Origin of the sequence: Clostridium rhizosphaerae, assembly GCF_016765585.1 — a bacterium.
Taxonomy (GTDB): domain Bacteria; phylum Bacillota; class Clostridia; order Clostridiales; family Clostridiaceae; genus Clostridium_AT; species Clostridium_AT rhizosphaerae.
In genome coordinates, this window is record NZ_JAESWC010000007.1 from 60,819 (window position 1) to 79,538 (window position 18,720).

Below are 18,720 nucleotides of genomic sequence, written 5' to 3' on the forward strand. Positions count from 1 at the left end.
ATTCAGCTACTTACTTGCAAGCTTTGGTGAAGTCATAAACAATCCTTCAACTTTATGATTTTCATCTCCGTTTTTAAAGGTTATAGTAACCATAACATCATTAGGCTCATTAGAATACTTTGCACTATAAATTGCTGTTATATAATCTCCCTTAGCTTGGGCCTTTACGAATTGCTTTGATTTATACTCGCCTATCTTATCCTTTATAAGTTTATTCTGCTCCTTAAAGTTAGTTTCAGTTAAAGCGTCCTTCATTTTTTCACTGAAATCCTTAGAATAAGTAGAATAATCGTCTTTGTTTGCAGCCATTAGAATACTTTCTAATATAGGCTCTGAGTAATTTTTCACTTCCTCATCATTAACCTTTACTGACTTTTGGCTACAGGCAGTAAATAAGCTTACCATTACAATTAAAACAAATAATATGCTAAACTTTTTAAATCTCATGCTGACCTCTCCTTTCAGTTAAGCTAATATGCTTTCGCTGCTTGACTTTTTTATTTTCCTGATAATGAAGAATAGCACAGCTGCAGCAAAGACAGCAACCCAAGCCTCAAGCAGAATGGTGTTTTTTACAAAACCTATTGATGAGTCAACTATTCCATGAAGCAATATTGCATATAAAAGATATCTATTTTTCTTATTCTTAACTCCATATAGTACTACTAAGGATAGTGCCACATGAAGTGTCATAGCAAAAATCCTCTCAATTCCTCCTAAAAGATACATACCAGGAAAATTATATACTGTTGTTCCATTTATTAAGCTTGTAACAATTAAATTTATAAAAGGAATACCTGCAAGAAGTACAGCCTCTATTCCTCCATGACCTATACCATAAGCAATACCGTTTTTCCACTCCAGCTTATCCTTTAAGAAAAACTTAAAGCCAATAAATCTTCCCACATTCTCAAATATTCCTGCTGTAAAACCCGCTATTAAGTATATACTCCATGGATTTACTACAGAGTTATAAGTATACCAGTTTGTTTTTTGCCAAAGACCTAAAAGCTGAAATCTTGTCAATAGCTGAAATACTATAAAAATTAATACTCCAACAACTGTAGCTTTCCATGAGGTATTATACTTTTTATTAAGATATAAAGCTGCAGCTATAGGCAAAACTATAGCAATAGCTGCACTTATGCACATAAATAAAATTGAAAGACCATAGCCCATTATAACCCCTCCCCAATAGCTTTACTTATTATTAAAGTATATTAGAAAAAATCCATATTAAGATTCAATTTTATATATCAATATATAAATTTATTTAAAAGAATTATCTTTCTTAGTTATTGTAATATTATCGTCAGCTTTAATGCTGAGAACAAATTGTCCTTTAGCTGAATTACCTACTATTTTTATACGGCTTTTACCTTTTGGAATATCTATCTCTTTACTATTCTTTTCTGTTTTTTCTGTAATAGAAGTTACTTTTCCATCTGAATTTATGAAAGCTATTTTGAAGTTTCCTTCTTCTATTTTAACATCATACTCTAAAGTATACTTTTTATTTTCTTTTGCTTCAATAATCCATATGGTATCCGCACCGTCAAAACCGCCAAATTTCAAATCTGCTTTGTTATCAGTTTTGCTGCTTTCAATGGTCCCTACCTTGTTTTGAAAAGTAAAACTATCTCCCTCTGCTTCTATTTTTGAATCATCTTTATAAACAGACTTTTGATAGGAATTTATTTTACTGCAACCGCTTATTGAAAGCACTATTATAGTAAGTACAATACAACTTAACACTTTGATTTTTTTCATTTAACTTCTCCTTCATAGCCTTTCTTATTTTTATCTCCCCGGCTTATTTGCTATTTTATAAATGGAACAAATATCATTAGTGTCAAAAATGCATCCATAATAAAAGCTGGAGTAGCATTTTTTGCAATTACATTAGTCTCCATATCTTTAGTATACTTTTTGTAGCTGATTACACAGCAGAGTATACTTATCATAATTGCTAAAACCTCGCCAATTAGAGGAGTAAAATATGCTGGCAGAAAATAAGCGTATCTTTTTAGAGAAACAGAATAAATAAAGTATCCCTTTATAGCTAAGTAAAATAAATATACAGCTAAAAAAGTAATCTTTTTAAATTTATCTTTTAGCTTGTACTCTACTATGCATATCAAAGCTGCAAGGCAAATACTTGGAATAAGCCAAAGAGCTCCGTAAGGAAACATATATCCTATGACAAATAGAACTTCTTCAAAACTATCTTGGATGGCATATTTATATTCCTTTATTGTTCTTCCATTATTAGCATTTTTAAAATCTTCATTTTTTGAAGTCATATATATATTTGATTTTCCATCTTCAAAATCACAGAATACCACTGCTTCTCCTGCTATATCAGAATAAAGAGAAAAGGCCCTAGTTCTTGATACAGGTATTGGATTTGATGCAGCTCCATTAATAATTGTATATTCACTTATATTAGAAAACACCTTTTTCTTTCCCATAGGTACTTGATCACTTGTTAATATCTTCCCATGACCATCAGAATTATTTGCAACTACTTCTAATAATGTTTCTCTATATCCTTCTGAGTTTGTAAGTTCTTGAACCTCACCTTCTTTATCGCTGTCCAACTGGAACTTAAGTTCACTAATGCCGCCATTTAATCCCAAATACATATATGGGTTTAATATATAACCATATTTCCCATCTGATACAAGATTAGAGCCTATATAGGTCATTCTGTAGCTTCCCGGCATATGACCCGCTATTTGTGCCTTACTCACTTCTCCATTTTCAATATAAAAATATTTATACAAATCTGTACTTGTACAATAAGAAACCATATATTTGTTATTAATCTTTGTGCCTGAAATTCTCCTAGGAGTATCATCTTTAACTATTATCTTATTATTATTTTTAATATCACTTATCTCCATCCTATCTCCAAAACTTATTAGCATTAGACTATCACCGATTTGAATTTTGTCATCTATATCATCTATTTCTTTTTTATCCTTTATATTAAAATCTTTATCTAAAACTAGCTGATGCAAGTTTTTAATTTCACCTTTGTTTTCAATCCAGTTTAAATATATATTTTTTCCGTCTGTTAATAAGCCAACGCTTTTAGGCTCCCCGCTTACGGCGTTAAAGCTTTGTTCTTCAAGTTTTTTCCCTAATCCGTTAACGGATAATATCTTTACCTTACTTCCATAATTATGAGCAATAATATAATTCTCGTTATACTTCATTATTTTAGCCGATGTTTTACCATCACCTGTTGAAACAAGTACTTCCTTTCCCCAAACAGGTGATGGTGGCTGAGTTGTGTTGTTTATATTAATTACCAAATGGTAAATAAAAATCACTGCAAATACTGATATTAAAATGTAAAAGACTGACTTCTTACTCATGATTCTCAACTCCTAAATCAATTCTATAATCAAGTGCATCTGATAGTGCATCTCCAATCAAATTAATACATATCATAATCAAACTTAAAAAGGCACCTGGGAACAAAGCTTGATATGGATAAAACAAAATATTCTGTTGTGCATCGATTGCCATTGTTCCAAAGCTTATAAATGGTTTTGTAAGACCAAACCCTATAAAACTGAGTGCCGCTTCAGTTAAAATTATATTTGGCACTTCTAAAGCAAAAGTAACTATAGCAATGTTTAATATATTAACTAAGAAATGCTTTGCAATAATTCTTGAGGTACTTGCACCTAAAGCCTGGGCAGCCATTATGTACTCCTGTTGTTTCACTTGAAGAAGTTGTCCTCTTATTATTCTGCTTACATTGCACCACCCAACCATACTCAATGCAATAATAAGTGAAAATATTCCTACTCTAAGTACTAATAGTATTTGAAGTATAAATAGCACATTAGGAATGCTGGTAAGTATTTCTACAATTCTCATTATTATATCATCAATAACTCCCCCATAATAAACGCATATAGCCCCAAAAATAACTCCAATTATTATATCAAGTGCTGCTGAGCTTAAGCCTATTATAAGAGATGTTCTTATAGCAATACATACTCTGACAAATATATCTCTCCCTATATAATCAGTACCAAAAATATGCTCAGTACCAGGAATAATATTTCTCCATGCTCTCTTCTCTTCAAATGGCTGATAACTTGTTAATTTAGGTCCTATTGCTCCCATAATAATAATAGCTATCAATACAAAAACTGCTGTAACTGCAATCTTGTTGCTTAGAAACCTTTTTAATGTATACTTCCAATTAATTCTCTCTATACTTTTAGAAGCTTCATCTAAATCAATCTCATCAACCCCTATAATTCTAAATTTATCTTTACTTATTTCGTTCATAGTCAAATCCCCCATTTGTAAAACATTATATTTATATAAAACACCAAAAAAACATGACCCTTATTCAGAGTCACAATTTTTCTTAATTTAAGCTTATAGTTTCACTTGTATCTACAGGTTCACTATTTTCCGGAACTCTTAATAATATTAATCCTCCTATAATAAATAGAAGTATTATGCTAAAAACACCATAATTTGATTTTCCAGTAATTTGAGTCACTATTCCCATTAAAAATGGCCCCATAACAGCTGCAAATTTACCAAATATATTATAGAAACCAAAAAACTCATTAGAGTTTTCCTTTGGAACTAATTTCCCAAAATAAGATCGACTTAATGCCTGAATCCCCCCCTGAGAAGTTCCTACAAGCATTGCAAGTATCCAAAAATCTAATGTTGTCTTTAAGAAGAATGCATAAATACAAATTACAGTATAGATTATTATCCCAACATACAGCATAATCTTGCCTTTAAATCTTTGAGCCAGCCTTCCGTAAATAATTGCACAAGGAAAGGCGACAAACTGAGTAATAAGCAATATTAGCAATAGTGATGTAGGTTTTATCCCAAGATCAGCTCCATAGGCACTTGACATTTTAATAATAGTATCTACCCCGTCTATATAGAAAAAGTAAGCTAATAGAAATAAAAAAACCTTTCTATGTTTTTTAATATCCTTAAAGGTATGAATTATTCGTATAAAACTCTTCTTGACTGGTCTTGGCTCTATTTCAATACCATGGATTTGTTTAACATTTTTGATCATAGGAATAGTAAAAATAAGCCACCAAACTGCAGTTATAAAAAATGAAATTTTAGAAGCAGCAGCTGCAGATAAGGGCAGCATTTTTAACTGTTGAAGCATTATTATTGCCATACTGATTATAAATGGTATCGTACTTCCTATATATCCAAGTCCAAAGCCTAAGGTAGACACCCTATCCATTTTTTCTTCTTTTGTTACATCTACCAAGAAAGCATCATAAAATATATTTGTACCAGAAAATCCTATAGCTGATAATATGTAAAATCCTAAAAGTAATATCCAATTGTTATCTGGAACAAAAGAAAGACAAGCCGTAGCCATTATACCTATTATAAAAAACATGTTAAATAATTTCTTTTTATATCCCTTATAGTCCGCTACTGTTCCTAATATCGGTGCCATAATAGCTAAAAACAAAGTCGATATCGAACTTGCATAACCCCAATAAGCCGTAGATACCGCAGCACTTCCTCCAGCATTTTGAAACACAGACTTAAAATATAAAGGCAGTACCGCAGTAGTAATAGTCAAGCTATATGCTGAATTTGCCCAATCATATAAGGCCCAGCTCTGTTCCGTCTTATTTAAGTTAAACATCAAATCCCCCCATTCATTCCATTTAATGTATACTACAATTGTACCAAAGTATTGTTAACTTATCATCATATTTTAAAGAATTTTCAAAAAAATTATAAAAAGTCCCCTTAGTTTTAAAACTAAGGGGACTAATATACTATTTATTCTGTTTTGCATCAGTAATCTTTTCAGCCAGTTCATTCAAATAGACCCATCTATCCATTTTCTCCTCTAGCTGTTTTTCTAAAGTATCCTTTTCTTTTAGTAGGTCTTGCAATAAGTTATAGTCAGAAGAAGCACCATTAATTTTTTCTTCAGTTTCTTCAATTTTACATTCGAGCTCTAAAATAACCGAATCTATTTCATCATATTCTTTCTGCTCTTTAAAAGAAAACTTTAAAGGTTTTTCCTTCTTTTTATCCACAGTATCAGAATTTTTATTCACATTTTGCTTATTATTATCCCTGCTATTGTTAGCAATATCATCTTCGGTTTCTTTTATTTCTCTAAATTCAGTATAATTTCCTGTATATTGCTTTATTTTTCCCTGGCCTTCAAATAAAAATATCTTTTCGGCTATTCTATCTAAGAAGTATCTATCATGTGATACAGCTATAACGGCTCCCTGAAAATCATCTATATAATCTTCTAGTATAGTAAGTGTTTCTATGTCCAAATCATTAGTAGGCTCATCTAAAAGAAGAATATTCGGAGCTTCCATAAGAACTCTTAATAAATAGAGCCTTCTTTTCTCGCCTCCTGAAAGCTTTGATATCGGGGTCCATTGAAGAGTACCTGAAAACAAAAATCTTTCCATCATTTGTGAAGCTGTTATTTTATACCCTTCAGCATTTTCGATGTATTCAGCACCCTCTCTAATGTATTCAATAGCTCTTAAACTCTCATCCATATGATAATTTTCCTGAGTATAATACCCTATCTTAACAGTTTCCCCTACATCAACAATCCCACTATCTGGATTTATCTTTCCTGAAATTACGTTCATAAGAGTAGACTTTCCGCTTCCATTCTGACCGATTATTCCTATTCTGTCGTTTCTTAAAATGATATAGGTAAAATCATCAATAACCTTTTTATAGTCAAAAGCTTTATTTATATGCTCAAGCTCAATTATCTTTTTGCCTAATCTACTGCTTCCTACAGATATTTCTAATTTATCTTCAGCTGCATCAGAAAGACTATCACTTAACTTTTCAAAGCGATCTATTCTAGCTTTTTGCTTTGTAGTTCTAGCCTTAGCTCCTCTTCTTATCCAAGCAAGTTCCTTTTTAAACAGGCTTTGTCTTTTCTTTTCATTAGCATTTTCTATCTCTTCTCTTTCAGCCTTTTTCTCAAGGAATATACTATAGTTTCCTTTATATAAGTAAAGATTTCCGCTGTCTAACTCTATTATTTCATTGACAACTCTATCTAGAAAATATCTATCATGAGTGATCATAAGAAGTGCACCTTTTCTTTTATTAAGGTACTGCTCAAGCCAGTCAATAGTATCATTATCAAGATGATTTGTAGGCTCATCAAGGATAAGCAGGTCAGATGGATTAATAAGCGCGCTTGCAAGCGCTATCCTTTTTTTCTGCCCTCCTGATAAATTAGCTACTTTTGCACTAAAATCTAAAACTCCAAGCTTAGTTAAAATAGTCTTGGCTTCGCTTTCTAAAGTCCAGGCATTTAAAGTATCCATAGCATGGGTAAGCTTTATAAGCTTTTCCCCTGAAGAATCCGGGTTTTGAAGAGCCTCTTCGTAATCTCTTATAAGCTTCATAACCTCAGAATTTCCCTTAAACACCTGCTCTAAAACTGTAGCCTCAGGATCAAAATAAGGATTTTGAGGCAAATACTCAATTGTAACTGAATTTCCTATTATAACTCTTCCTTCATCTGGTTCTTCAACCTTTGAAAGTATTTTTAAGAAGGTAGACTTTCCAGTTCCGTTTACGCCTATAATACCTATTTTATCCCCTTCATTTATTCCTAAATTTATATTATTTAAAAGCTGTTTTTCGCTGTAGCTTTTTGAAATATTTTCTGCACTTAAAAGATTCATATTGTTGTCCGTACTCCTTCATATTTTTGATTTATTTACTTTATAACATAGAGGGCAAAAAAGAGCAAATAATTTGTAAGGTTATGTATTACGATTTACTCCTATAAATTGAATTTTATATATTAAAACTGTTCATTATAATAATAAAATTATTTACCAATAAGGAGACATATATTATGAAGCTTTCTAAGGGATGGTTTATAATTGGTTCAATAGCGATTTTTTTAGTGATATTCTTTTCTATTACCTATAGCAAGGATAATACAGAAACTCCTAAACCTGAACTTAAGTTTAGAAAAGATGGTACTTTTAAAATAGTTCAGTTTGCTGATTCTCAAGATGGCCCTGATATAGATATTAGGACTATAAATCTAATGAATAAAATATTGGATTTTGAGAAACCTGATTTAGTTTTACTCACCGGGGATAATGTTGATGACAGCAGCAAATCTTCTAAAGAAGTTAAGAAGTCTATAGATAATATTGCTGAGCCTATGGAAAGACGTAGGATTCCCTGGGCTGTTATCTTTGGAAACCATGATGATGAACACGGTAAGATGAGCAAGGAAGAAATGATGAATATATACACATCTTACCCTAACAATATAAGTCAATCTGGTTTTACTACTTCCGATAGAGTCGGAAATTACAATATTTTAATTAAAGCTTCCGAAACTAATATTCCTGTATTTAATATATACATGCTGGATTCTGGGAAATACGATTATAAAACTAAGGAATACGAGTGGATTAATTATAAACAGATAGATTGGTATAAACATACCACTGAAGCTATACAGCAAAAGTATAATAGAACTATACCTGCTCTAATGTTCTTTCATATTCCTATACCAGAATTTAAGATAGTCTGGGAAAACGGCCAGGCAGTAGGCTTTAAAAACGAAGAAATATCTTCACCAAAGTTTAATTCAGGACTATTTGAAGCTTTAGTTGACACAAAAGATGTAAAAGGCATATTTGTAGGGCATGATCATTTAAATGATTTTGTAGGAGAACTTAATGGTATAAAGCTCGGCTATTCAAGAAGTATAGGCTATGGTACCTATGGAGATGATAGCTTTTCAAGAGGAGCAAGGGTATTTTTTATTAAGGAATCAGACCCTTCTAAATTTGAAACTTGGATGAGACTTGCATCAGATTTTCACAATTAAGACGCTTTTCAAGGCGTCTTTTTTTATATTTTTCAAATGTATTTATATAATTTGCAATAAAATTCTGATTTTTTATATTTGCATTATCGAAATTTGTATAATATAATAGAATACGCGAATATTTATACAAAATTTACAATTAAGGGGGACAATCATGAGTAACTCAAAAAAAATTGGTTTATGGACTTTAGTAATGCTGATATTTGTGCCAACCTTTGGTTTTGGTAACATAACTACCAATGCAGTGGCACTTGGACCTGCAGCAATTCCTTCATGGCTGTTAGTTTCAGTATTCTTCTTCCTGCCTTTATCAGCAGTTATAGCTGAACTTGCTTCTGCAAACAATGATAAAAACGGAGGGTTATATAACTGGATAGATTCTGCTATAGGATCAAAATGGGCATATATAGGAACTTGGTCTTATTTTATTTCTAATTTATTTTATCTTCAAATGGTTTTTGCCAGAATTCCAGTTATGATTTCTTGGGCTATATTTGGCGAAAATAGATTTAATGATTCTAATGCTTATATATTATCTTATCTAGGAATTGCACTTGCAATTATTCTAACTTGGGCTGCTACAACTGGAGTTAAAAAATTCTCCAAGCTAAGTAATCTTGGTGGAAGATTTACAATAGCAGTTACAGTTATTTTTATAGTGTTTGCTTTTGTTGGTCTTTTAGTTGGAAAACCATCTGCAACAGAATTTACAACAGCTTCAGTTATGCCTAAATTTAATGTTGATTATTTTTCAACTTTCTCCTGGCTTTTATTTGCTGTTGCTGGTGCTGAAGTTGCAGGAACTTATATAGGTGAAGTAGACAAACCTAAAAAAACTTTCCCTAAAGCAGTTATAGTTGCCACATTATTAGTCGCGGCTGCATACACAATTGGTTCTGTTGCACTCTGCATCGTGGCATCACCTGATGCTATACAAAAGGCTGGACTAAAAGATGCAGGTTATGTTGTATACAAGCTTTTAGCTGAAAACTTCGGACTTAATGGAAAAGTTATTGTTCAGCTATACGCAGCAATACTTACTGTAACTTCTATTGGTGCATACATTGTTTGGATGGAATCTCCAATCAGAGCCATGTTCTCAGAGGTTCCTGAAGGAACTTTCCCTAAGACACTAACTAAGAAAGATGAAAATGGTACTCTTAAGAATGCTCTTTGGATCCAATGTGCTATTCTAATAATTTTGGTAGCAGTACCAGCTGCAGGATTAAAATCCATAGATACTTTCTTTAAATTCTTAACTAATTTATCATCTTTATCACTTATATTACCTTATATCATATTATCTGGAGCTTACTTAGTTTATAGACTAAAAGGGAATAAGGCTCCATATACAATGTTTAAATCAAACACAGCTGCTATTGCAGTATCAATACTATTATTAGTGCTTGGGATAGCAGGTTTCTTTGGAGCAGGTCTTGGTGACATAGTTTCAGCAGAAACTAAAATGGATGCAATAAAAGCAGTAGGTAAGGATTATGGCGGACCTATAGTTTTAATATTGCTTGGATATATAATATCCTGGATTACTAAACTTACCTCTAAAAATAGTTCAGACTCTGATAAGAGCACTGCAGCTTAATTAAAAGGCGTCTTGATATAAGGCGCCTTTTTTATAGCGATAATTATTAGAAAATTTCAAATTATTGTATACTTTTTGCTGATTTACATATATAATATATTGTAGTTAATTAATTTTGTATTATTAAAGGAGATGTGAGCCAATCGTGTGTAAAATGGTAGTTCTTACAGTTAGTTTAGCTTAACCTAGGGGTAGTCTGCCCTTTTTTAGCTGCTAACTGAATAGAATTATCGATTACAGGATAAGGCTCTTTTTTGCTGTCTTTTAGCTTGTATATATATTTGTAACTTTATATATTATATTTGGTTACTTATATGATTTGTACATTCTGCAGCAAACATCTCTTTTTTGTTTTGCAAAGTTTATTAACTTGGAAAGGGGAGTTTTATAACCTCTTTCCTTTTTTGTTTGCAGCTAAAATTAGTTAGATTAATATAAAAGTTTTTAATGAAATTGCGGCCTAACTATGAGTTAGGCTAGTGAATATTTTTAATGAGGTAAAAGTCCTAAATGGACTTTTACGGGCAGACTAGCGAGTGGGAACGAGCTGGTAAGGCTGCCCAGTGTTTCGAGTGAAAGGAGAAAATTATGAGTATATTAAACGTAGAAAACTTAACCTTTGAATTTGGAGATAAAACTATATTAAAAAACATTTCCTTTAGGCTTTTAAAGGGAGAACATGCAGGGCTCGTTGGCGTAAACGGAGCGGGTAAAACTACTTTTTTAAATATTTTAACTGGAAGACTTATTCCTGATACAGGCACTGTATATCGGCCTAGTTTAATCAATATAGGTTATCTTGACCAGCATCAGGAATTGGACGGAAGCTTAACCATTAAGAATACCCTGCAGTCAGCTTTTGCAAAGCTTTATGAAATTGATAAAAGAATTTTAGACATAGGAAACCTATTATCAAGCAGTGCTAATTCTGATACTGAAAAGCTTCTTAAAGAGCTTGGCAGACTTCAAGATTATTTGTATTCAAGTGACTTTTATAAAATAGACAGTTTAATAGAAAATGTTTCCCGCGGTCTTGGAATTTATGCTTTAGGGCTTGATACTCCCATAGAAAAGCTAAGTGGCGGCCAGCGAACAAAGATAAAGCTTGCAAAGCTGCTTCTTGAAAACCCAGATTTGCTGCTTTTAGATGAACCGACAAACTACTTAGACAAGGAACATGTAGATTGGCTTTCTACCTATCTAAGCAGCTATCCTGACAGCTTTATTGTTATATCTCATGACACTGATTTTTTAAATAAGATAACTAATGTAATATATCATATTGAGTTTGCAGGTTTAAAAAGATATCCTGGAAACTATGAAACTTTTTTAAAGTTAAAAGATGAAGAAACAAAAAAGTACTTTGACGAATACAATAAGCAACAGGAGCAAATCTCAAAGCTTCAAGACTTTATAAGCAAAAACCTTGTTCGTGCTTCTACTACTAAAAGAGCTCAAAGCAGAAGAAAGCAATTAGAAAAAATAGAAAGACTTGAAAAACCTAAGGTTATGCCAAAACCTGCTTTCTCATTTATGTTTTCAAGAGAATCAGGAAGGTTTGTTTTTGAAAGCTCGAAACTTAATATTGGCTACAGCTATCCAATACTAAATAATTTAAATCTCTCCCTTACAAAAGGAGAAAAGATTGCTATAACTGGCTGTAATGGAATAGGAAAATCTACTCTTTTAAAAACAATCATGGGTGTTATCCCCCCTCTAAGCGGAAAAGTAGAGCTTGGAGAATATCTTAATCCTATATATTTCGAGCAGGAATCTAAGGTAAGCAGTAATACTGCCATGGAAGAAATTTGGTCTGAATTTCCGAGTAAAACTCAAAGAGAGATCAGAGAGGCACTTGCAAGATGCGGGCTTAAGCAAGAGCACATACTTCAAAAAATGAGCTCACTTAGCGGCGGTGAGCAGTCAAAAGTAAGACTGTGCAGGCTTATGATGACCGCAGGGAACTGGCTTTTATTAGACGAACCCACAAATCATCTTGACATAAATGCTAAGGAAGCATTGAAAGAAGCTCTTGTTAAATTTAATGGAACTGTGCTCCTTGTATGTCATGAAGAAGATTTTTATAAGAGTTTTGTATCAGATATATGGAATATGGAAGAGCTTGCTCTAAACATGTAATAAAAAAACACTGGATATGTTTATTTATATCCAGTGTTTTAAGCATCTTTCATAAAAAAGCTGAAAGCATCCTTTTTATATCCATTGGCATTAGCGGTAATGCTTATATTTCTTACATGATAAACCTTGTTTCCATAATCCTTTGCCTGGTTATCACAAATGTACGCATAGTCGTAATTTCCTTCTTTAACCCATCCCATAAATACATAGGTATGAGAAGGTACTCCATTTTTGTTTCCTTTATCATCAGTTGTAAAACAAATATCTCCGGGCTTTAAATTTTTATAATTGTTGTCCTTTTCCCATCCTTCTTTTTCAAGCAAAGCTATCATTTGACCAGTATTACAGGTTTCTTTAGGAATTTGAAATTTATTATTTCTAAGCACCTCTGATATAAAATATACACAAGTGTTTTGAGAGCTTCCGTTATTAAGTTTCATTGCAGCTTCATAAATCTGCATTTGATTTTTCTCACTCTTAAGATACTTATATATACTTTCTCTTACCTGTAGATTACTGGTGCCAAACTCTTCCCTAGCCTTATTTACAATAACTACGCACAAAACTATTATTATAATAAGCTCAATAATAAATTTTACCCTTTTCATAATATGTAAGCCCTCCATAAATTAACAACTATATAAATATTATAAAATGCATATATTACGAAAGGCCTACAAAATTATTACAAATTCCTTAAGAAATAATAACTTTATTTTTTAATCTTCCTTATTTCATTTATTGAAACCCTGAAAGGGGCTGGGCCAGAAAGCCTGCCTCTTATACTAACCTCTTCAATAGGAATATTCAGCTCTCTAGCTATAATAGCCGCTACCCTTTTTCTACAAAAATTTCCCTGGCAATTTCCCATACCTGCCCTTGTTCTCCTTTTAACAGCATCTATCGAACTTACTGGTATCCCTCTATGCAAAGCATCGACAATCTCTGCTTCTGTAATCTTTTCACATCTGCATATCAAATTCTTAGCAGGATCTTCATGATCTACCTTTCCATCAAAATTGATGTTCTTTTTTATTATTATTGATTTTCTGTAAGGACTAAACTTTGGATTAATATTTAACTCTAGTCCTGTATCTTTGAGTATTTCAGATACCTTGACTGCAATTGCAGGAGCTGAAGTAAGCCCTGGAGAATCAATACCTGCTGCATTTATAAAGCCTTTAACCTTACTTTCCTCTATTATAAAATCCCCCGTACTGCTCACTGCTCTTACTCCAGAAAAAGTTGTAAGTGCTCTTTTAACATCAAAATCCTTTATAGACTTTCTTGCAGTATCAACAACTTCTTCTAGTATTTCTACCGAGGTTGCCAGATCCTCTTTATCCTCTATTTCCTCCGCATTAGGGCCTATCATAAAGTTGCCATGATAGGTGGTTGTTACAAGTATTCCTTTTCCTTTTTCAGTTGGAACTTGAAAAACTACAGTATTGACAAGATGAGCCTGATCCTTTCCAAATAGAATATACTGGCCTTTTCTAGGAAGAATTTTAAAGTTATCAGCACCAACCATTGCCGCAATCTTATCGCTGTATAATCCTGCTGCATTAATTACATATCTGCTTATTATTTCTCCATTATTTGTTTTAATATTAAAGTATCCTTCCAAAGTTTCTATACCTGAAACCTCTGTACCAAGCTTTAACGTAGCTCCATTTTCAATTGCATTTTCAGCAAGAGCAATTGTCAGCTCATAGGGTGAAGTTACTCCTACACTTTTAGCATACAAGGCAACAACAGCTTCATCATTAATATGAGGTTCTATTTCTTTTATTCTGTCCTTATAGATTATTTCTAAATCATCACAGCCAATCTTCAGTCCATTTTCATAAAGCTCTTTTATTTTCTTTTCGTCCTCTTCAATAAAGCCTACAACTAGAGCCCCTGTTCTTCTGAAACCAAAATTTAATTGCTTATCAAGCTCCTCATACATTTGATTTCCCTTAATGCATAGTTCTCCTTTTAGAGTTCCGTACTTTGCAGCATAACCTCCATGAACAATGCCGCTGTTTGCTTTTGAAGCACCCACAGCAACATCCTCAGTTTTTTCTATTAAGCATATATTTAAATTGTATTTAGATAACTCTCTAGCAATAGCGGAACCAACAACCCCTGCACCTATAATTGCAACATCGTACATATAAAGACCCCCACTTCTAAATAGCATTAATCCAACTTAAAATATCACTGTATACTTCTTCCTTTCCAACTTCATTTAATATTTCATGTCTCATATCATCATATAGTTTCATATTAATATTTTTAATTCCAGCTTTTTTATATTCTTCGAAGGCTTTAACAACAGTTTTACCGTTGGCTCCTACGGGATCTCTTCTACCTGAAAGCAGAATCATAGGTAGTTCCTTAGGAGTCATTTTTATATTATTTCTGTCAGTAATAAATAAAAGCCCCTCAAACATATCTCTAAAACCGCTGGAGGTAAAAATAAACCCGCATAATTCATCTTTGATGTACTCATCTACAATCTTTTCATCTCTTGTAAGCCAGTCCTGTTTTGTCCTTATAGGCTTAAACTGATCACTGAAGGAGTCATAGGACATTTTATTTAAAGTTTCATTTCTATGTTTGGAACCATTTTTTTGTATATCTCTTTCAGCTAACATCCTCCCAAACTTAAGCACTAATCTTGGATTATGTGCTGTTCCTGTAGCAATAACTCCGCTTACCTCTGTTCCATGAACTGAAGCATAGTGTCTTACCAAAAAGGAACCCATGCTGTGCCCTAGAATTATAATTTTCAAATTTTTGTGCTTGTTTTTAATAAATTTTGTTATTTCATATAGATCTTCAACCACAGTCTGCCAGCCATTTTCTTCTCCAAAATACCCCAATTCTTCATTATCTTTAACAGTTAATCCATGTCCTCTTAAATCATTTGAATAGACGATATAGCCATTATCAGTTAAAAACTTTGCAAAGTCCACATATCTTCCTGAATGCTCACAGGATCCATGAACAAGCTGTACTATTCCCTGAATCTCTCTCCCTTCCTCCGGCTCCCACAAATACATATAATTTTCGCAGCCGTCTCTCATCTTTAACTTAAATTCTAAACTTTTCATTGTGCCCCTCCCCTAATAAAAAAGCAATTTAATTAAACAAAAAATGGTATCCCCTTTAAAAGGAAATACCATCTCACGCTCTAATTATATTATATCACAATATTTCAAAAATTGTACTCAATATTTTTCACTAGTTTTTCTCTTTTACAATTTTAATTGTGTTTTTTGCTATAGCATATATAGGGACAATAACAAAAGCTGCAAAGGGCCCTCCAACTGCTACTGCACAAATTACTAAAAATATATCAGTAAGAGGATGTATCTTCATTGTTTTAGCCATTATAGCAGGTACTACCAGCCTCCCCTTGAGGGTTTGAACTATAATAAATACTGCTGCCAATTTAATAAAGGTTATAAATCCCATTCCTAAGGCTATTATTGATGGAATAATCATGGATATAAAAAAACCTACAAATGGTATAAAAGCTAAAATAAAAGTTATACCTGCAAGCAGCATAGCATTATGTATTCCAATGATTTTATAGCCTATGAAAATCATTGTACTAAGTGAAAGAGCAACCTTTGCCTGACCAGTAACATAGTGGCTCAGTATACTGTCACTTTCCGTTAATACTTTATCCGTAACATTTTTATATTTAACAGGTATAAATCTTAAAATACTATTTTTCAGATTTTGTCCATCTTTAAGCATATAAAAGATTATTACTATTATCAAAAATACAATAGAAAATGTATTCATGAAGTATCCTGCCATCTTCATAAAGTTGTGACCTATTTTTTGAATATAATTGTTAGCCATATTAGCAGCTAAAGAATATATTTTGTTATCGCTTATAAGCTTGTTAATATAGCTTACAACTCCACTCACTTCACTGCTGCTGTTAATAGTATTAATTAACTGCCTGCTTATTTGTCTAAATTGATCATAGGCATACCTTCCAAAATATACTCCCACTCCGCTTGCTATAAATGAGAATATTGTTAAAGTAAGAAGACTTGCCTTTCCTTCACTTAATCCCTTTTTCTTAAAAGCATCATTAAGTGGTCTTATTATATAAAAAAACAAAGTTCCGATAAATAAAGGGATTAAAAGCGTCTTATAAATAGCAGTTAAAAGTTCTTTAATGAAATTTATTCTGCCTATTAGAATCATAGCCAGCAGTATTAAATTTATTTTTATTAGAATATTAATTAACTTATCTTTTATATCAATCAACTCCTTAAGCCTGCCTTCACCAATTAATGCTATTGTAAGCAGGTTTAAGGATAGTTATTCAATTCTATAAGTTATAATTTCATTTATATCTTATAAACTCTAGCTTCATAAGGTCTTAAAATAAAATTATTATTTAACTCGTGTATCTCATAGTTGCTTATTAAAAGTTTGGCATTATTAACATCAAATTTTTTTGGAGCTGTAAACGCTGCTTCTTTATCGAAGAAATTAAGAACTACTAATAAACTTTCATTTTCAAACTTTCTAGTATAAGCAAAAATTTTTTCATCCTCTTCAAGCATCATATTGATATCGCCATATACTATTACTTCGTGCTCTTTTCGCAGCTTAATAAGCTTTTGATAGTAATAAAATATTGAATCTTTATCTTTCAATGCGCTTTCAACATTTATTTCTTTATAGTTCGGATTTACCCTTAACCAAGGAGCCCCCGTAGTAAAGCCTGCATTTTCTGAAGCATCCCATTGTATTGGTGTCCTTGCGTTGTCTCTTCCTTTAGCATATATAGATTTCATCAATTCTTCCTTTGGTACACCTTGTTCAGTCTTTTCTTTGAACATATTGATTATTTCAATATCCTTGTAATCTGATATATCAAACTGAACATTTGTCATTCCAATTTCTTCACCTTGGTAAATATACGGAGTTCCCTGCCAAGTATGAAGGAAGGTTGCCAGCATTTTAGCCGATTCTACTCTATACTCTTTATCATTTCCAAATCTAGATACTAATCTTGGCTGGTCATGATTGTTTAGGAATAATGAATTCCAGCCTTGTTCTTTTAAAGCTTCATACCATTTGTACATTATATTTTTAAAGGTAGTAAGCTTCCAAGGTCTTATATCCCACTTTCCATTACCTGAATCTATATCCATAAGTTCAAACTGAAACAACATGTTTAATTCTTTTCTGTCTTCATTTACATAAAGCTTCGCAGTTTCAGGATCTACTCCTGGAGTTTCTCCAACAGTCATAATATCATATTTACTTAAAACTTCTCTATTCATCTCTTGTAAATATTCATGAACTCTTGGACCATTTGCTGTTAGCGGAAAACCATTTCCATAAAGGTCATTTTCTCCTTTAGTTCCATCTGGAAGTCCCGGTACTTTTGATATAAGATTTATTACATCCATTCTAAAACCATCTATTCCTTTGTCAAACCAGAACTTCATCATATCATAAACTTCATTTCTAACTTTTTTATTTTCCCAATTTAAATCAGGCTGTTTTTTAGAAAATAAGTGCAGAAAATATTCATCAGTAGTTTCATCATATTTCCATACAGAACCGCTAAAGAAAGAACCCCAATTGTTTGGAGGATTTCCCTCTTTAGCTTTTCTCCATATATAATAATCTCTATACGGATTATCTTTAGACTTTCTACTTTCTACAAACCACTTATGCTCATCAGAAGAGTGATTAACTACTAAATCCATAACAAGTTTTATATCTCTTTTATGCATTTCCTTTAGCAGCTCATCAAAGTCAGCCATTGTTCCAAACTCATTCATTATATCTCTATAGTCGCATATATCATAACCATTATCATCATTTGGAGACTTATAAATCGGGCCCAACCATATTATATTTGTACCTAAGTTTTTAATATAATCTAATTTTTCAATTATTCCTCTTATATCTCCTATTCCATCACCATTGGAATCCTTAAAGCTTCTAGGATATATTTGATATACTACTCCTTCTTTCCACCACTTCTTATTCATTCTTCTGCTCCTTCTTGTAAGTTTTAAAACTTAACTTAATGTGTCAGTCAAAAACATCA

Annotated in this window: 15 protein-coding genes; 3 read left to right on the forward strand and 12 right to left on the reverse strand. The window is 32.3% G+C overall.

Translation table 11 applies throughout. The annotated features are described in order from the left end of the window. Window positions 1–6 precede the first annotated feature (6 nt). The 7 genes from JK636_RS12190 to JK636_RS12220 all read right to left on the reverse strand — a co-directional run bounded on the left by JK636_RS12190 (window position 7) and on the right by JK636_RS12220 (window position 7,724). The gene (locus JK636_RS12190; protein WP_202749286.1) at window positions 7–447 is read right to left on the reverse strand and encodes a DUF3887 domain-containing protein; all 441 of its coding nucleotides are present in this window, start codon (window positions 445–447) and stop codon (window positions 7–9) included. Window positions 448–465: 18 nt separating this feature from the next. Continuing rightward, window positions 466–1,179 carry a YhfC family intramembrane metalloprotease gene (locus JK636_RS12195; protein WP_202749287.1) on the reverse strand — a complete coding sequence of 238 codons (714 nt, stop codon included), beginning with the start codon at window positions 1,177–1,179 and terminating at the stop codon, window positions 466–468. Between the two features lie 90 nt (window positions 1,180–1,269). Beyond that, window positions 1,270–1,770, reverse strand: a complete 501-nt coding sequence (locus JK636_RS12200) for a lipoprotein (protein ID WP_202749288.1) — start codon at window positions 1,768–1,770, stop codon at window positions 1,270–1,272. A gap of 50 nt (window positions 1,771–1,820) precedes the next feature. Continuing rightward, window positions 1,821–3,383, reverse strand: coding sequence for a hypothetical protein (locus tag JK636_RS12205; protein WP_202749289.1), 1,563 nt, complete (start codon window positions 3,381–3,383; stop codon window positions 1,821–1,823). Further along, entirely contained in the window at window positions 3,376–4,314 is a 939-nt protein-coding gene (locus tag JK636_RS12210; protein ID WP_202749290.1) for an ABC transporter permease, read from the reverse strand. Before JK636_RS12210 ends, JK636_RS12205 begins: the two co-directional genes overlap by 8 nt. Before the next feature lie 82 nt (window positions 4,315–4,396). Further along, window positions 4,397–5,677: an MFS transporter gene (locus tag JK636_RS12215; protein WP_202749291.1), complete on the reverse strand. Its 1,281-nt coding sequence runs from the start codon at window positions 5,675–5,677 to the stop codon at window positions 4,397–4,399. Window positions 5,678–5,813: 136 nt separating this feature from the next. Next, entirely contained in the window at window positions 5,814–7,724 is a 1,911-nt protein-coding gene (locus tag JK636_RS12220; RefSeq protein WP_202749292.1) for an ABC-F family ATP-binding cassette domain-containing protein, read from the reverse strand. A 176-nt stretch (window positions 7,725–7,900) separates the two neighbouring features. Here JK636_RS12220 and JK636_RS12225 point away from each other — a divergent pair, with 176 nt between their 5' ends. The 3 genes from JK636_RS12225 (at window position 7,901) to JK636_RS12235 (ending at window position 12,635) form a co-directional block, all read left to right on the forward strand. Further along, window positions 7,901–8,896 carry a metallophosphoesterase family protein gene (locus JK636_RS12225; RefSeq protein ID WP_202749293.1) on the forward strand — a complete coding sequence of 332 codons (996 nt, stop codon included), beginning with the start codon at window positions 7,901–7,903 and terminating at the stop codon, window positions 8,894–8,896. 154 nt (window positions 8,897–9,050) lie between these two features. Continuing rightward, on the forward strand, window positions 9,051–10,496 hold the full coding sequence (locus JK636_RS12230) for an amino acid permease (RefSeq protein ID WP_202749294.1): 1,446 nt from the start codon (window positions 9,051–9,053) through the stop codon (window positions 10,494–10,496). A 588-nt stretch (window positions 10,497–11,084) separates the two neighbouring features. Beyond that, window positions 11,085–12,635, forward strand: a complete 1,551-nt coding sequence (locus JK636_RS12235) for an ABC-F family ATP-binding cassette domain-containing protein (RefSeq protein WP_202749295.1) — start codon at window positions 11,085–11,087, stop codon at window positions 12,633–12,635. Window positions 12,636–12,673: 38 nt separating this feature from the next. Here the strand turns inward: JK636_RS12235 and JK636_RS12240 are convergent, their stop codons facing one another. From JK636_RS12240 to JK636_RS12260, 5 genes are all read right to left on the reverse strand, one after another. After that, the gene (locus tag JK636_RS12240) at window positions 12,674–13,243 is read right to left on the reverse strand and encodes a hypothetical protein (RefSeq protein WP_202749296.1); all 570 of its coding nucleotides are present in this window, start codon (window positions 13,241–13,243) and stop codon (window positions 12,674–12,676) included. A 104-nt stretch (window positions 13,244–13,347) separates the two neighbouring features. Beyond that, a complete protein-coding gene (locus JK636_RS12245) occupies window positions 13,348–14,793 on the reverse strand; it encodes an NAD(P)/FAD-dependent oxidoreductase (protein WP_202749297.1) in 1,446 nt (481 codons plus the stop codon). Between the two features lie 16 nt (window positions 14,794–14,809). Continuing rightward, entirely contained in the window at window positions 14,810–15,736 is a 927-nt protein-coding gene (locus tag JK636_RS12250; protein ID WP_202749298.1) for an alpha/beta fold hydrolase, read from the reverse strand. A 130-nt stretch (window positions 15,737–15,866) separates the two neighbouring features. Beyond that, a complete protein-coding gene (locus JK636_RS12255; protein WP_243428219.1) occupies window positions 15,867–16,913 on the reverse strand; it encodes an AI-2E family transporter in 1,047 nt (348 codons plus the stop codon). Between the two features lie 83 nt (window positions 16,914–16,996). Continuing rightward, window positions 16,997–18,661 carry a glycoside hydrolase family 13 protein gene (locus JK636_RS12260; protein ID WP_202749299.1) on the reverse strand — a complete coding sequence of 555 codons (1,665 nt, stop codon included), beginning with the start codon at window positions 18,659–18,661 and terminating at the stop codon, window positions 16,997–16,999. Between the last annotated feature and the right edge of the window lie 59 nt (window positions 18,662–18,720).

What these genes read in the sequence shown, in the direction of transcription:
- JK636_RS12210 (WP_202749290.1), bottom strand. Translation starts at nt 4,314, where the DNA reads ATGAACGAAATAAGTAAAGATAAATTTAGAATTATAGGGGTTGATGAG.
- JK636_RS12250 (WP_202749298.1), bottom strand. Translation starts at nt 15,736, where the DNA reads ATGAAAAGTTTAGAATTTAAGTTAAAGATGAGAGACGGCTGCGAAAAT.
- JK636_RS12220 (WP_202749292.1), bottom strand. Translation starts at nt 7,724, where the DNA reads ATGAATCTTTTAAGTGCAGAAAATATTTCAAAAAGCTACAGCGAAAAA.
- JK636_RS12225 (WP_202749293.1), top strand. Translation starts at nt 7,901, where the DNA reads ATGAAGCTTTCTAAGGGATGGTTTATAATTGGTTCAATAGCGATTTTT.
- JK636_RS12260 (WP_202749299.1), bottom strand. Translation starts at nt 18,661, where the DNA reads ATGAATAAGAAGTGGTGGAAAGAAGGAGTAGTATATCAAATATATCCT.
- JK636_RS12230 (WP_202749294.1), top strand. Translation starts at nt 9,051, where the DNA reads ATGAGTAACTCAAAAAAAATTGGTTTATGGACTTTAGTAATGCTGATA.
- JK636_RS12245 (WP_202749297.1), bottom strand. Translation starts at nt 14,793, where the DNA reads ATGTACGATGTTGCAATTATAGGTGCAGGGGTTGTTGGTTCCGCTATT.
- JK636_RS12235 (WP_202749295.1), top strand. Translation starts at nt 11,085, where the DNA reads ATGAGTATATTAAACGTAGAAAACTTAACCTTTGAATTTGGAGATAAA.
- JK636_RS12205 (WP_202749289.1), bottom strand. Translation starts at nt 3,383, where the DNA reads ATGAGTAAGAAGTCAGTCTTTTACATTTTAATATCAGTATTTGCAGTG.
- JK636_RS12195 (WP_202749287.1), bottom strand. Translation starts at nt 1,179, where the DNA reads ATGGGCTATGGTCTTTCAATTTTATTTATGTGCATAAGTGCAGCTATT.
- JK636_RS12240 (WP_202749296.1), bottom strand. Translation starts at nt 13,243, where the DNA reads ATGAAAAGGGTAAAATTTATTATTGAGCTTATTATAATAATAGTTTTG.
- JK636_RS12190 (WP_202749286.1), bottom strand. Translation starts at nt 447, where the DNA reads ATGAGATTTAAAAAGTTTAGCATATTATTTGTTTTAATTGTAATGGTA.
- JK636_RS12215 (WP_202749291.1), bottom strand. Translation starts at nt 5,677, where the DNA reads ATGTTTAACTTAAATAAGACGGAACAGAGCTGGGCCTTATATGATTGG.
- JK636_RS12200 (WP_202749288.1), bottom strand. Translation starts at nt 1,770, where the DNA reads ATGAAAAAAATCAAAGTGTTAAGTTGTATTGTACTTACTATAATAGTG.